We start from the raw sequence: 12,486 nt of genomic DNA, 5'->3' as shown, positions 1-12,486 counted from the left end.
TGACGCCGCGGCGCCGGAACACGATATCTGCCCTGATCATGCGGACCGCCGCGCAAGCCACGATATGAACGGGCAGGATATGACCGCGCCAGACCAAAATCGCCCCACCACGCTATCCGACGGCGTCGTCGACTGGCTGACCAACGGCACGAGCGGCGAGCGCTTCGTCGACAACATCTTTGCCGAGATGTGCATCCGCCTCCAGCAGGCGGGCATTCCGCTCAAGCGGTCGACGATGCACGTCCGGATCCAGCATCCGCAATGGCTCGGCGCCGCCTTCATGTGGTTGGATGGCATGCGCGAGGCGAAGATCTCGCGGGTCGACTTCGATGTGCTCGAGCGATCCGAGTTCATCGGCAGCCCTGTCAGCGAAATGCTGGACGGTGCGAGCGAACTCCGCGAGAACCTCGAAGGCGATCCGTCGCTCGGCCGCAGGCACGCGGTCTATGACGAGATGCGCACGAAAGGTCTGACCGACTACGTCGCCTGGCCGCTCCACCACACACTCGGCAAGCGCCATCTCGTCACCTTCGCGACCGATCGCCCCGGCGGCTTCGACGACGCGCATCTGGTTGCGCTCAAGAACGTGCTGCCGGTGCTGGCGCTGGTCAGCGAGATCCGCGTCAAGAACCGCCTGGCGCGAACGCTGCTCGAGACCTATGTCGGCTCCCATGCCGGCGAGCTCATCCTGGCCGGGGCCACGCGGCGCGGCACCGGCACGACGGTGCGTGCCGCGATCATGATCTGCGACCTCCGTGACTTCACGAAGATCTCGGACAACTGGCCGCGCGACGACGTCATCGATCTCCTCAACGACTATTTCGACGCGATGTCGGAGCCGATCGTGCGGCACGGCGGCGAAATCCTGAAATTCATCGGCGACGGCCTGCTCGCCATTTTCCCGCTCAGCGGGCCCGGCGCCTGCGCAAACCTGCTGCGCGCCGTGACTGAAGCCCGGCAGGCTATGGCCGCGCTGAACGAACGGAACAACGGGACCGGCCGCGCGCCGCTGAACTACGGCATCGGCGTCCACGTCGGCGACGTCATGTACGGCAATATCGGATCGTCCAGCCGGCTCGACTTCACCGTCATCGGTCCCGCCGTCAACATGGCCTCCCGCCTCGAAGCCCTGACCAAGCAGCTGGGACGACCGGTGCTGCTCTCGCGCGCCTTCGCCGAGCTGGTCGAGCGGGAGTTCGAGCTCGAGCATGCCGGCAAATACGAGGTGCGCGGCTTCAGCGATCCGATCGAGCTGTTTGCGTTTCACGGCTGAGGCGGCGGCATGCTCGCCGCAGCCGTCCGGTTGAAATCTCGCTGACGCAGGATTGCCGATGGCCCGCGCGCCACCGATTGCGCGGCACGGCGGAGAAATCCTGATCCTCATCGGCAACGCCAGCTTGCCATCGTCCCGCACACCCCGGCATCTCCGAACGACGGTCGCTATCGCCGCCCATCATGGCCTCGATGTGCCGTGACTAACGGTGCATGCGTGCGTCGCTGTGACGTCGATCCAGTTCCGGAATCGGGCGATCGCGCAAACGCGCAGTTGTCGGGGTACGTCCCCTGCGCGCGACGGAAGTCGTGCTTATGGGCAATATCGGACGCGTTGTTGAAAGATATGTTCGCGCAGGACGCCTAGGTTGGCTTCACTGGCGGCGTTGCGATTGGTGCCGCAAGATTTGGTCGAGGACAGTCGGTGCGGCTGCCTCGATGCAACAGAAAAGGTGATCGACACATCGGACGCGACCACAAGAGGAGACGACAATGCCAAGCTGTTCCCAAGTTTCTGAAAGTCGAACCGCTCGCTGTGCCGCGTGCGACGGCAAGTTTGGCCTGGTCCGCTACTACTCTTGGCGAAAGCCCCTTTGCTCGAAAAAGTGCGTCGAACGTTTGGCGACGCGCCGGCAGGGTGAGCGCGACTGGTTCGGTCGATTTCCGTCGGTTGTCGACATGTTTTCAGAAAACCGCGCGAGGCGCCTATGACCATGCAGATGTCACGACGAGGAAAGGAATATCTCGAGACGGCGCAGAGCCTGCTGCGCGCGGCCCGGACCATGACGGACATCGTGGTCGCGACCCGTCTCGAGACGTTGGCCAATGACTATCAGCGGCGCGCCGAAAAGGCATCAAGCGTCGATGCGGCGAGGTCATCGGCGCGTTCGGCCGGCACGCGATACGAATCGTACCCGTGATTGCGGGTTGCGCGGTGAGCCGGTCGCCCAATCAGGGCCGTCTGGTCAGTTTCCTCTCTTGCCACCCCGTGGAGCCGATATGGGCGAAGTTGTTCGACTGGTCACAAGAGCCGAGCGCGAGCGTGCGCGGCTGATCCGCGAAGCGCGCGCTAACTATGACGCCGTGTTTCCGCCGGCCGATCCCGACGGCGAGCGGCCCGTCGAGCCGCGGTCGACCACTCGGGCGGCGACGCAGAGCCCGAGTACGTCGAAGGAGCTCTCGTGACATGATCAAGATCATTGCCGTGCTCTGCAGCCTCTCGTCGCCGACAGATTGCCACGAGCAGATCGTCACGACCTCGGATTTCGCTGACGTGACGATGCAGTCCTGTCTGATGGGAGCGCCGCAGCTTGCCGAATGGATGGCGCAGCATCCAGCCGAACGTCTCGCGGCGTGGCGCTGCTCGATCGGCAAGCAGGAGGCTCGCAGGGGAGCGTAGGGTGCGAGGAGCCCTGTTGCCAATGCAGGCATGTGCGAATACGTTGGTCGCAGGTCCGCCCAAACGTTCCTTCGACTGGCCGCGCGTTCATGCCAAAATTCCTTCGCATCGGAGTCCATCAGTCGAACGTATCGGGATACACGTCGAAGGCGTGGTGTGTCAGGCGCGTCGGCTCGGCTGTTTTCCTGAAGTGGGGCGGCGTGGAGGTCCAAGGCACCGGTGCCGGGCGCAAGGTCTACTGGACGCGCTCGCCGCAGGAGAAGACAGTTCGGTGCGGCACGGCGCAGCGTGCCCAGGATTACGCAAAGGCTGCGATCGCGCGGCGCCGCAGCCATCGCTATGAGCCGCTGGTCGGAGCTATCGCGCTCCGGCGCCGCTCCGCCGAGCGCGGCACCGACCTCAAGCGGGCGCTCGCCACCATCCTGATCGTCGATATCGTCGGCTCCACCGCCAAGGCCGCGAAGCTCGGCGATGCGCGCTGGACCAAGGTGATGGGCCATTATTACGCAGCCGTCCGCAAGGAGCTGAAGAGCTCGCGCGGAAAGGAAGTCGTGACGACGGGCGACGGCGTGCTGGCGACGTTCAAGGCGCCGGCTGCCGGGATCAGTTGCGCGACCGCGATCCAGAAGGCGGTGCGCACGCTGGGGCTAGAGATCAGGGTCGGCCTGCATGCGGGCGAGTATACGATCAGCGGCGACGAAATGGTCGGTCTCGCCTTCCACATCGGCACCCGCGTCGCCGCGAAAGCGCGGGCCGGCGAAGTCTTGGTCTCGAGCGCGGTCAAGGATTTGCTGAAGGCACAATCAACCATCAGCTTCAGGGATCACGGCATGCACCAGCTCAAGGGTGTGCCGGAGCGGTGGAGGCTGTATCGGGTGGAGGCGTGAGGCGTCCGGCAAGGGTGGACACCGGACCGCCGTCGCGCCGCGCCGGCACGGCTTCAATGATGCGGCAGAATTTCGCCGAGGAATTTTTTGGTGCGCTCGTGCTGCGGGGCCCTGAAGAAGAGTTCCGGCTCCGCCTCCTCGACGATCCGTCCCTCCGCCATGAAGATCACGCGGTCGGCGACCTGCCGGGCGAAGCCCATTTCATGGGTGACGCAGATCATGGTCATGCCGTCGGTCGCAAGCCCGATCATGGTGTCGAGCACCTCCTTGACCATTTCCGGGTCGAGCGCCGAGGTCGGCTCGTCGAACAGCATCACCTTGGGCTCCATGCACAGCGCCCGCGCGATCGCCGCGCGCTGCTGCTGACCGCCGGACAATTGCGCCGGGTATTTGTCCGCCTGGTTGAGGATTTTGACACGGTCGAGCAGCCGCCGCGCGGTCTCTTCGGCCGCCGGGCGCGGAATGCCGCGAGAGCGGATCGGCGCCAGCGTGCAGTTCTCCAGCACCGTCATGTGCGGGAACAGGTTGAATTGCTGGAACACCATGCCGACCTCGCGGCGCACCGCGTCGATGGCCTTGCCTTGGCTGCCGAGATGGACGCCGTCGACGACGATCTCGCCCTTCTGTAGTTCTCCAGCGCATTGATGCAGCGGATCAGGGTGGATTTGCCCGATCCGGACGGCCCGCACAGGACGATCTTCTCGCTCGCACGGACCGCCAGGTTGATGTCGGTGAGCACCTGGTAGGTGCCGTACCATTTGTTGACACCGCGCATCGCGATCATCGTGTCCGCCGTGGCTGCGACCGACATGGCTGTGACCGACATGGCACTCTCCCTCAGCTGACGGTGAAGGGGATGCCGGGAATGCTGTCGGGGAAAGCCGGCAGCGGGTTGTTCATCCACTTCGGATAGATCCTGGCCCATTCGCCGCTGGCGATGATCTTGTCGATGAAGCCGTTGACGAAGGCGTTGATCTCCTTCTCGCCGAGCCGCGTGCAGGCGCCGTTATAGAGTTTGGTGAATTCGAGCTTGTTCTCGTAAGTGCCGGGTTTGGATTCGTTGAGGCGCGGAACGTAGAAGATGTTGCCGCCCACCGCCTGCACCTGCCCGGACAGCAGCGCCTGCATGGTCGGCGCATCGCCGTCGAAGCGGCGGATGGTGGTGCCGGGAGGCGCCGCCTTGGTCACGTCGGTGTCCTGCACACTGCCGCGCGCGACACCGATGACATATTTGCCCATGTCGGCCGGCGATTTGATCTCCATCTCCTTCGGCGCGATGAAGGTGATGATGTTGGCACCATAGGGCTTTGAGAATTGCACCGCCTTGGCGCGCTCCGGCAGCATCGCCATGGTCGCGAACAGGATGTCGACGCGTCCCGACGTCAGTGCCGGGATGCGATTGGCGACGGCCAGCGGCGTGAATTCGGCGGCTACGCCGAGCTCTTTTGCAAACAGCTCGGAGAGATCGGCATCGAGGCCCTCCTGCTTGCCCGTGGAATTGACGAACCCCCAGGGCGGATTGTCGCCCTGGATCCCGATCGACACCTTGCCGCGCGCCTTGATCTCCGAAGGCGTCACCGCGTAGGCGGCGCGCGACAGCACGAACGGCGAGGCGATCGCGCCGGCGCCGAGCGCCAGCATGTGGCGGCGATTGAACCGGATTGTCTTTTTGGTCATCATTCCCTCCTCTGTGTTGAATTCATCATCGTGCGGCGGTGACGAGCCGCCGCTCCAGCCAGGCGCCATAGAGCGAAAGCGGCCAGCACAGCGCGAAATAGAGCGCGCAGACCAGGCCGAGCACGAGCAGCGGCTTGAAGTTCTGGTTGGACACGATGGTCCCGGCGCGCATCAGCTCGGTGAAGCCGATGATGGCGGCAAGCGAGGTGCCTTTGATCAGCTGCACCAGGAACCCGATCGTCGCGGGCAGCGAGATGCGGATCGCCTGCGGCAGCACGACATCCTTCATCCGGTCGAGATAGCCGAGGCTGAGCGCCTTGGCGGCCTCGACCTGGCCGCGCGGCACGGCTTCGATCGAGCCGCGCCAGATTTCGCCGAGGAAGGCGCCGGCATGCAGGGTGAAGCCGATCGAGACGGAGACCCAGGGATCGAGCTTCAGCCCGGCGAGCGCGAGGCCGTAATAGACGACGAACAGCTGCATCAGCAGCGGCGTGCCCTGGAACAGCGCGATGTAGGCGGCCGCGCCGCGTTCGAGCCAGCGCCGGCCCGAAGTGCGCGCCAGCGCGACGCCGAGGCCGGCGACCGAGCCGAGCGCGAAGCCGATCGCGGACAGCGCCAGCGTCCATTTCAGGCCGCCGAGCAGGAACAGGAACTGGTTCTTGTCCATGCGCCGTCCTCACTTCACGGGATAGAGCAGGAAGCGCGCGTTGATCCGCGCGAACATCTGCATCAGCATCCACGACATCGCGAGATAGAGCAGCGTGACGACGCCATAGACCTCGAAGCTGCGGAACGTATTGGTCTCGATCGCCTGTCCGACCGAGGTCAGCTCATAGGCCGAGATCGCCGATGCGATGCTCGTCGTCAGCGTCAGCATGATGAACTGGCTGGTCAGCGACGGGAAAATCGCGCGCAGCGCCGGCTTCAGCACGATCAGGCGGAAGATCAGGGTCCGGCTCAGGCCGAGCGCCAGTCCGGCCTCGACCTGCCCCTTGTTGATCGACTGCACGCCGCCGCGGATAATCTCGATCGCATAGGCGCCGCCGTTGACGCCGAGCGCGATGATCGCGGTCAGCGTGGGATCGAGGCGGATGCCCACCATCGGCAACGCGAAGAAGACGAAGTAGATCTGGCCGAGAAATGGCGTGTTGCGGATCGTCTCGACGAACGCGATGACGAGCCAGCGCAGCGGCGCGAGCCGGGAATCGCGCAGCAGCACGCCGCCGATCCCGATGATCAGCGCCAGCACCATGCCCGACAGCGCCAGGCCGAGCGTGCCGGCACAGCCCCAGAGCAGCTCCGGCAGGCCCTCGATCACGGGTCCGAAATCGAACTTGTAGTTCACCTCGCTCCTCCCTCCGGGCCGCTCTCTTGGCGTGGCCGGGCCGCCCCCTTGGCGTGGCTTGGCCCGTTCGCGTCTGTCCGACGGCGGTGAAAGCCGTGCTCTAGGTCGTTGCCTGCTCACCTTGCCCGAGCGCCGCGTAGCGCTCGCGCAGGTCGATGCGCCGTCGCGCCGTCGCGGCCTCTGCGATCGCGAGCGTCACCAGCAGGCTTCGCGCGCCGTCCTCGACCGGTTGCAGCGACGGCGTCACACCCCGGACCACGTCGCGGAAATGATCGAGCTGGGCGACGTAAGGATCGATCGACGCCGCATGATTGGCCTGCGCCTGGATCGGCCTGTTCCAGTCCTGCGCGCCGCCTTCCTGCGTCCATTGATCGAGACTTGGAAATTCGATCGCGCCGCGGCGGCCCATCAGGCGGTAGCTGCTCTGGCCGCTGAACGGAAACTCCGGCGCCTCGCCGAGACCCTGTTCCATCGTCCAGGGCGTCACCGCGCAGTCGCTGAGGAAGAACGTGCCGAGCGCGCCGTTCTCGAACTCGAGCAGCGCGGCGGCGGTATCCTCGACCGCGAAGCCGCGCTGCCGGTTCGCGGCGATGGCCTCCACGGCGACGATCTCGCCGACCGCAAAGCGCAGGAAGTCGATCTCGTGGATCAGATTGATCAGGATCGGCCCGCCACCGGCCTGCGACCGCCAGGGCGCCGCCTTGAAATAGTCGGCCGGCTTGTGCGTGGCCCAGATCGCCGAAACGCCGACGACATCGCCGATGCGGCCCTCGCCAAGCAGCGCCTTGAGCGCCTTCACCTGCCTATGATGGCGGCGGTGATGCCCGACCAGCGACCGGATGCCCGCCTTGCGGACCTCCGCGATCAGGCCGGCGGCGGTCTCGAGCGTATCGGTGACCGGCTTTTCGATCAGGATATGGATGCCGGCCCGCGCGCATGCGATGCCGTTCTCGGCGTGGAGCTGATTGGGCGATGCGATGATCACGGCCTCGGGCCGCGCCTCGTCGAGCAGCCTCCGGTAATCCGCGAAGACGCGTGCGCCGGGCTGCTCGGCCGCGACCTGCTCGGCGTTGACGTCGGCGATGCCGGCGAGCTCGTAGTCGCCGTGCTCGGCCAGCTTGCGCAGATGCTTGCGCCCGATCAATCCTGCGCCGATCACGCCAATCCTGATTTTTGTCATCTCGTGCATTCCGTTGGGTTTAGGCCCAGCCGTGGCAGTCGCGGCGTCTGGCGCCGCGGGCCTGGCCTTCGAGCAAGTTCCTGGTCGCGTTGAACGCCGTGGCGATCCGCTCTCTCGCGTCGAGCGCCGGCAACGGCATCTCGACGCTGAGGGCGGTGTCAGCGGGCAGGGCCTCCAGCAGTGCGCCGAGGGGCAGAGCGCCGTCGCCGGGCGGCAGCCGTCCCGCGCGCGCCTCGGCAATGATGGCCGCGTCCGTTGCTGGCGCTTCGGCGACGGCATCACAGAGTTGCGCGGCGCGAAGCCAATGATCGGGAAGCGGGATCAGGTCGCCGGCCCGGCCGCCGGAGCGCGCCAGGTGCAACGCGTCGACCAGGATGGAGCCGTTGGTCTGGCCTGCGTCGCGGATGACCGCCGCGGCCTGCGCCAAATTGCCGATCGCGCGCCAGCGCATGAATTCGAGGTCGACGCGCAGTCCGAACGACGCGGCGAGTTGGCAGAGCTCGGCGAAACGCGCGGTGAGCCGGGACCGATCCGGATCGTCGCCCGAAGCGATGATCGCGGTGGCGCCGAGATCGGCGCCGGCTTCGAGACAGCCTGCGAGCGAGGAGATGTCGATGGCGGGCTTGAGCTGGACCAGCTCGATGTCGCTGACCCGCACGCCCTCGCCGTCAAGCACGCGCTTCAGCGCTCGGTGGGCCTCGGTGCCGACCTGCGTCGGATAGGCCGGCCCGTCGCTGGTTGCCGGGATGAAGCGTAGCGCGACGGCTGCAAACCCGGCTCGCGCCGCCTCGGCAACCAGCGCCGTGGGCGCAAGCTCCAACGCTGTGAGATGGGCGAGGCCGAGCGCGATCATGGCCTGCTCGCCTGCACAGGCAATCCCGGCAGTCGCAGTGGTCGGGAGCTGGCGCGGCGGTGGCCGATCAGGCGCATGTGTCTCCTCCCTCTTAATTAATCTATAGGTTAATTACTAATTACCCAATGGGATAATTGATGTCAAGGGCCCGCGATTGCGCTATGGAGGGAGGGCGATGCCGCGACCGGCCGCCGTGAAGGACCGAAGGGCCAGATGCCAGGTGTGACGAAGCAGCCCCTGCGGGCGGCGAAGCCGGTGCCGATCAAGCGGCGCGACCGCGAGCGGACGCGGCAGGAGATCCTCGACATCGCCTTCGAGGAGTTCGCCGAGAACGGCTTGTCCGGCGGCAACACCGACGCCATCGCCGCCCGCGCCAACATCACCAAGCGGCTGATCTTTTACTACTTCAACTCCAAGGAAGAGCTGTTCACCGCGGTGCTGGAGATGGCCTATGCGGAGATGCGCGCCGCCGAGGAGGATCTTCATCTCGAGGCGCTGGAGCCGGAGGCCGCGATCCGCCGGCTTGCCGAATTCACCTTCGATTTCCACCAGGCCCATCCGCAATTCGTCCGCCTCGTCAGCATCGAGAACATCCATCGCGGACGGCACATGGCCATCAGCCGCAGGCTCAAGGAGATGACGCAGCCGAGCATCAGCCAGATTGCCAAGGTGCTGGAGCGCGGCGCGGCCTGCGGCGCGATCCGGCCCGGCATCGATCCGGTCGAACTGCATATGACGCTGAATGCGCTGAGCTTCTTCGCGGTCGCCAACCGTCACACGTTCGAGGCGCAATTCGCCTTCGACATGTCCTCGTCAAAGGCGAGGGCGCAGCGCCGCGCCGAGATCGCCGATCTGCTGTGGCGTTGTGTGCGGGGGGATTGAACGGCGGCGGTGTGAAGACCTCGCGCGGCCGGAGCGGGCAGGGCCGCCCGGCGCGCCTTCAAAGCTCCCGTCCAATCAAGCCGTCCGCCGAAAATCGCCCGCCGCCCCGAAACGACATGTGCAGGGCAACGAGGCCCATCAGGAACGGGTACTCCATGCCGCGATCGATCCAGGCCCATTTGGGATAATGGATCAGGCAGATCATCGCCATCTGCACGGCGACCATCGGCGCGACGAGGCGGGTGAACAGCCCTGCGGCGAGCATGATGGCCCCGATGGTTTCCAGCAGCATCACGAAATAGCCGAACGCCACCGGGGCCGGAAAATGCAATGAATTGGTGATGAAATTGATGGAGCTCGCGAACGGATTGGCCATGGCGCCGTGGGACTCGCCGAGCAATTTCGGCAAGCCGTGCGTGAACAGGATCAATCCGAAGGCAACGCGCAGAAACGCATAGGAAACGGGATTGGCGATCTCGTAGAAATTTCGCAAGCCAGGCAACAGCAGGGACGCGGGGCTGTGCCGTGGGGCCCCGCCCGTGATCGCATCGCTCATGGTCATGATCTCCAGACGATGCGGCTTCAGATGATGCCGCCATTGGCGCGCAGGATCTGGCCGTTGATCCAGCCGCCGTCGGGCCCGACCAGGAACGAGATCGCGCGCGCGATGTCGTCGGGTTCGCCGAGTCGATGGAGCGGCGTCCGGTCGATGATCGGCGAGATGTCGTGCTGGTTGGCGTTGTGGAACAGCTCGGTGTTGACTGGGCCCGGCGCGATCGCGTTGACCGTGATCCGCCTCACGCCCAGCTCCTTCGAGAGGATGTGGGTGATCGCCTCGATGCCGGCCTTGGTCGCGGCGTAAGCCGCATAGGTCGGCTGATAAAGCCCGACCACGCTGGTCGAGAAATTGACGATCCGGCCGCCCTCGCGCAGCCGCTTCGCCGCTTCACGCAGCGCATAGAAGGTGCCGGTGAGGTTGATCGCGATGGTCTGGTCCCACACCTCGTCGGTGGTCTGGGCCAATGGGGCGACCTTCATGATCCCGGCATTGTTGACGAGCACGTCGATGCCGCCGAACGCCGTCTCGGCCGCGTCGAACAGCGCGCGGACGTCGGCCAACTTGCTGATGTCGGCCTTGACCGCAATCGCCGCTCCGCCGGCGGCCTTGATCTTCGCCACCAGCGCCTCGGCCGGCGCAGCGCCGCTCGCATAGTTGACGACGACGGCGAGGCCGTCCCGCGCCAGCCGCTCGGCGACCGCCGCGCCAATGCCCTTCGAGCTGCCGGTGACGATGGCTGTGCGTGGGTGCTGGGTGGTCATGGTGGGGTCTCCCTGTTTGATGGGGAGATAATAGGCGGGGAGGTTGGCTGGATAATCCCGCTGGAATTGGCTTCACTGTTCGGGTGGGACGAACAGTGAATGGTGCGGTATCCGCCGCTGTCAGCGTCACGCATCCTGTGGCGCGGTTGCGCCGGCGGTCCGTCGCCGTGCCGGCAGGAAAAGCCCCGCAATCGCGCCGGCCAGCGACAGCATTGCGGCGAGGCGCATCGCCGCGGCAAATCCGCGCTCGAAATGCGCGGCCGAATCGACTCCGCCGTTGGCCGAGAAGTTCGCCACCAGCGCAGCGATGCCGAACATGCCGCCGAGGAAGCGGCCCATGTTGAAGACGCCGGACGCCTTGCCCATTTCGGCCACCGCGACCGAACTCAGGATCGCGTTCTGAGCTGCTGGCATCGCCATCGAGACGCCGACGCCGGCCAGCACCAGCGGCGCGACGAGGGCGGAGTAGGAAACCGCGGGGCTCACGATCGCCGCGATCCAGCCGAGGCCGATCGCCTGCATCAGCAATCCCGTCACCACCAGCGGCCGCTCGCCGAACCTGTTGACGACGGCGCCGGCGATCGGGGCGGTGACGAACAGCGTCGCGGTCCAGGGCAGCAGGCGAAGTCCGGCGCCGAAGGCGTCGAAGCCCAGCGCGGTCTGCAGGAACTGCGGCAGCAAGAACAAGACGCCATACATCGCGGCGTAGAACAGGACGCTTGCGGACATGCCGGAGGCGAGGGCGCGCGATGCAAACAGCTGCATCGGCACCATTGGCGCGGCCGCGCGCAATTCCCAGAGCACGAAGCCGGCGGTGAACACCAGGCCTGACATCAGCGTGCCCATGACCTCAGCGCTCGCCCATCCCACTGCGTTGCCGCGCAACAGGCTCCAGACCAGCGCCAGCGCCGCGAGGGCGACGAGCGACAGTCCGGAGATGTCCAATGCGGCAGCCGGTCCGAAGCTTTCGCGCAAGCGTGCCAGCACCAGGGTGATCACGATCAGGCCGATCGGCAAGTTGATCCAGAAGACCCAGCGCCAGCCGAAATGTTCGGTGATGAAGCCGCCAATGGCCGGGCCGATGATCAGCGCGCAGCCGGTGATGCTGGCGAAAATGCCGAGCGCGCGGGCGCGCTCCTCGCGGCCGAACGTGCCGCTGAGGATCGCCATCGCCAGCGGCATCACCAGTGCGGCGCCGGCGCCCTGCAGCGCGCGGGCGGCGATCAGCGCGGTCGCATTGCCGGCGAGCGCACAGGCCGCCGACACAACGACGAACAGGGCGATCCCGGCCGCGAACATGCGGCGGCGACCGAAGCGGTCGCCGAGCGCGGCGCCGGTCAGGAGCAGCACGGCGAAGGTCAGGTTGAAGGCGTTGACGGTCCATTGCAGCGTCTCGACCGGGCTGCCGAATTCGGCGCGGATGGTCGCGAATGCCGTCGTAATGATCATGGCGTCCAGCGCCATCATGAAGGATGCCAGCGCGGTGACGCCAAGCACCCAGTTCTTCTCGGCGCGATTGGTCGGGGTCTGCATCGCCCTCTCTCCGTGTGTTGCGCCACCCTGTCGCGGCGCGTTCTGCCGGCTAGACGAGGTCGGAGGGGCAAAGGATGCGCCCGGAAATAATTTTTTCCCGGCCGCATCCTTCGCCGGCCGCCAAACGTCCTTGGGGAT

Annotated in this window: 14 protein-coding genes and 1 pseudogene; 6 read left to right on the top strand and 9 right to left on the bottom strand. The window is 66.0% G+C overall.

What is annotated here, in order from left to right; genetic code table 11:
• Positions 1 to 79 precede the first annotated feature (79 nt).
• The 5 genes from ABIB99_RS38760 to ABIB99_RS38740 all read left to right on the top strand — a co-directional run bounded on the left by ABIB99_RS38760 (position 80) and on the right by ABIB99_RS38740 (position 3,558).
• Positions 80 to 1,273 carry an adenylate/guanylate cyclase domain-containing protein gene (locus ABIB99_RS38760; RefSeq protein WP_354180985.1) on the top strand — a complete coding sequence of 398 codons (1,194 nt, stop codon included), beginning with the start codon at positions 80 to 82 and terminating at the stop codon, positions 1,271 to 1,273.
• Between the two features lie 706 nt (positions 1,274 to 1,979).
• Complete coding sequence (locus ABIB99_RS38755; protein WP_354180983.1) at positions 1,980 to 2,192, top strand: hypothetical protein; 213 nt, start codon at positions 1,980 to 1,982, stop codon at positions 2,190 to 2,192.
• A gap of 79 nt (positions 2,193 to 2,271) precedes the next feature.
• Positions 2,272 to 2,457, top strand: coding sequence for a hypothetical protein (locus ABIB99_RS38750; RefSeq protein ID WP_208089610.1), 186 nt, complete (start codon positions 2,272 to 2,274; stop codon positions 2,455 to 2,457).
• Between the two features lies 1 nt (position 2,458).
• The gene (locus ABIB99_RS38745; RefSeq protein WP_014497603.1) at positions 2,459 to 2,671 is read left to right on the top strand and encodes a hypothetical protein; all 213 of its coding nucleotides are present in this window, start codon (positions 2,459 to 2,461) and stop codon (positions 2,669 to 2,671) included.
• Positions 2,672 to 2,760: 89 nt separating this feature from the next.
• Positions 2,761 to 3,558 (top strand): adenylate/guanylate cyclase domain-containing protein, encoded by a 798-nt coding sequence (locus ABIB99_RS38740; protein ID WP_354180980.1) that lies wholly within the window; start codon positions 2,761 to 2,763, stop codon positions 3,556 to 3,558.
• Positions 3,559 to 3,611: 53 nt separating this feature from the next.
• On the opposite strand, the pseudogene ABIB99_RS38735 reads toward ABIB99_RS38740, so the two are convergent.
• The 6 genes and pseudogenes from ABIB99_RS38735 to ABIB99_RS38710 form a co-directional block, all read right to left on the bottom strand.
• Positions 3,612 to 4,369 (bottom strand): annotated as a pseudogene (locus ABIB99_RS38735) (amino acid ABC transporter ATP-binding protein).
• A gap of 26 nt (positions 4,370 to 4,395) precedes the next feature.
• Complete coding sequence (locus ABIB99_RS38730) at positions 4,396 to 5,238, bottom strand: transporter substrate-binding domain-containing protein (protein ID WP_428841292.1); 843 nt, start codon at positions 5,236 to 5,238, stop codon at positions 4,396 to 4,398.
• A 22-nt stretch (positions 5,239 to 5,260) separates the two neighbouring features.
• Positions 5,261 to 5,902, bottom strand: coding sequence for an amino acid ABC transporter permease (locus tag ABIB99_RS38725; protein WP_063985335.1), 642 nt, complete (start codon positions 5,900 to 5,902; stop codon positions 5,261 to 5,263).
• 9 nt (positions 5,903 to 5,911) lie between these two features.
• On the bottom strand, positions 5,912 to 6,580 hold the full coding sequence (locus ABIB99_RS38720; RefSeq protein ID WP_063985334.1) for an amino acid ABC transporter permease: 669 nt from the start codon (positions 6,578 to 6,580) through the stop codon (positions 5,912 to 5,914).
• 100 nt (positions 6,581 to 6,680) lie between these two features.
• Complete coding sequence (locus tag ABIB99_RS38715) at positions 6,681 to 7,760, bottom strand: Gfo/Idh/MocA family protein (RefSeq protein ID WP_063986665.1); 1,080 nt, start codon at positions 7,758 to 7,760, stop codon at positions 6,681 to 6,683.
• Positions 7,761 to 7,779: 19 nt separating this feature from the next.
• Positions 7,780 to 8,613 (bottom strand): sugar phosphate isomerase/epimerase family protein, encoded by an 834-nt coding sequence (locus ABIB99_RS38710; protein WP_063985333.1) that lies wholly within the window; start codon positions 8,611 to 8,613, stop codon positions 7,780 to 7,782.
• Positions 8,614 to 8,826: 213 nt separating this feature from the next.
• On the opposite strand from ABIB99_RS38710, the gene ABIB99_RS38705 reads away from it, so the two are divergent.
• Positions 8,827 to 9,495, top strand: a complete 669-nt coding sequence (locus ABIB99_RS38705) for a TetR/AcrR family transcriptional regulator (RefSeq protein WP_063985332.1) — start codon at positions 8,827 to 8,829, stop codon at positions 9,493 to 9,495.
• 58 nt (positions 9,496 to 9,553) lie between these two features.
• Here ABIB99_RS38705 and ABIB99_RS38700 read toward each other — a convergent pair whose 3' ends face one another.
• The 3 genes from ABIB99_RS38700 to ABIB99_RS38690 all read right to left on the bottom strand — a co-directional run bounded on the left by ABIB99_RS38700 (position 9,554) and on the right by ABIB99_RS38690 (position 12,348).
• Positions 9,554 to 10,051, bottom strand: a complete 498-nt coding sequence (locus tag ABIB99_RS38700; protein ID WP_063986664.1) for a DoxX family protein — start codon at positions 10,049 to 10,051, stop codon at positions 9,554 to 9,556.
• A 26-nt stretch (positions 10,052 to 10,077) separates the two neighbouring features.
• The gene (locus ABIB99_RS38695; RefSeq protein ID WP_063985331.1) at positions 10,078 to 10,815 is read right to left on the bottom strand and encodes an SDR family oxidoreductase; all 738 of its coding nucleotides are present in this window, start codon (positions 10,813 to 10,815) and stop codon (positions 10,078 to 10,080) included.
• Positions 10,816 to 10,941: 126 nt separating this feature from the next.
• Positions 10,942 to 12,348, bottom strand: a complete 1,407-nt coding sequence (locus tag ABIB99_RS38690; protein ID WP_354180977.1) for a DHA2 family efflux MFS transporter permease subunit — start codon at positions 12,346 to 12,348, stop codon at positions 10,942 to 10,944.
• Positions 12,349 to 12,486: the final 138 nt, after the last annotated feature.

The sequence above is a fragment of the Bradyrhizobium sp. LA6.1 genome (assembly GCF_040547805.1).
GTDB lineage: Bacteria > Pseudomonadota > Alphaproteobacteria > Rhizobiales > Xanthobacteraceae > Bradyrhizobium > Bradyrhizobium barranii.
The sequence above is the reverse complement of the archived record's forward strand: the minus strand, read 5'-3'. Positions and strand labels throughout refer to the sequence as shown.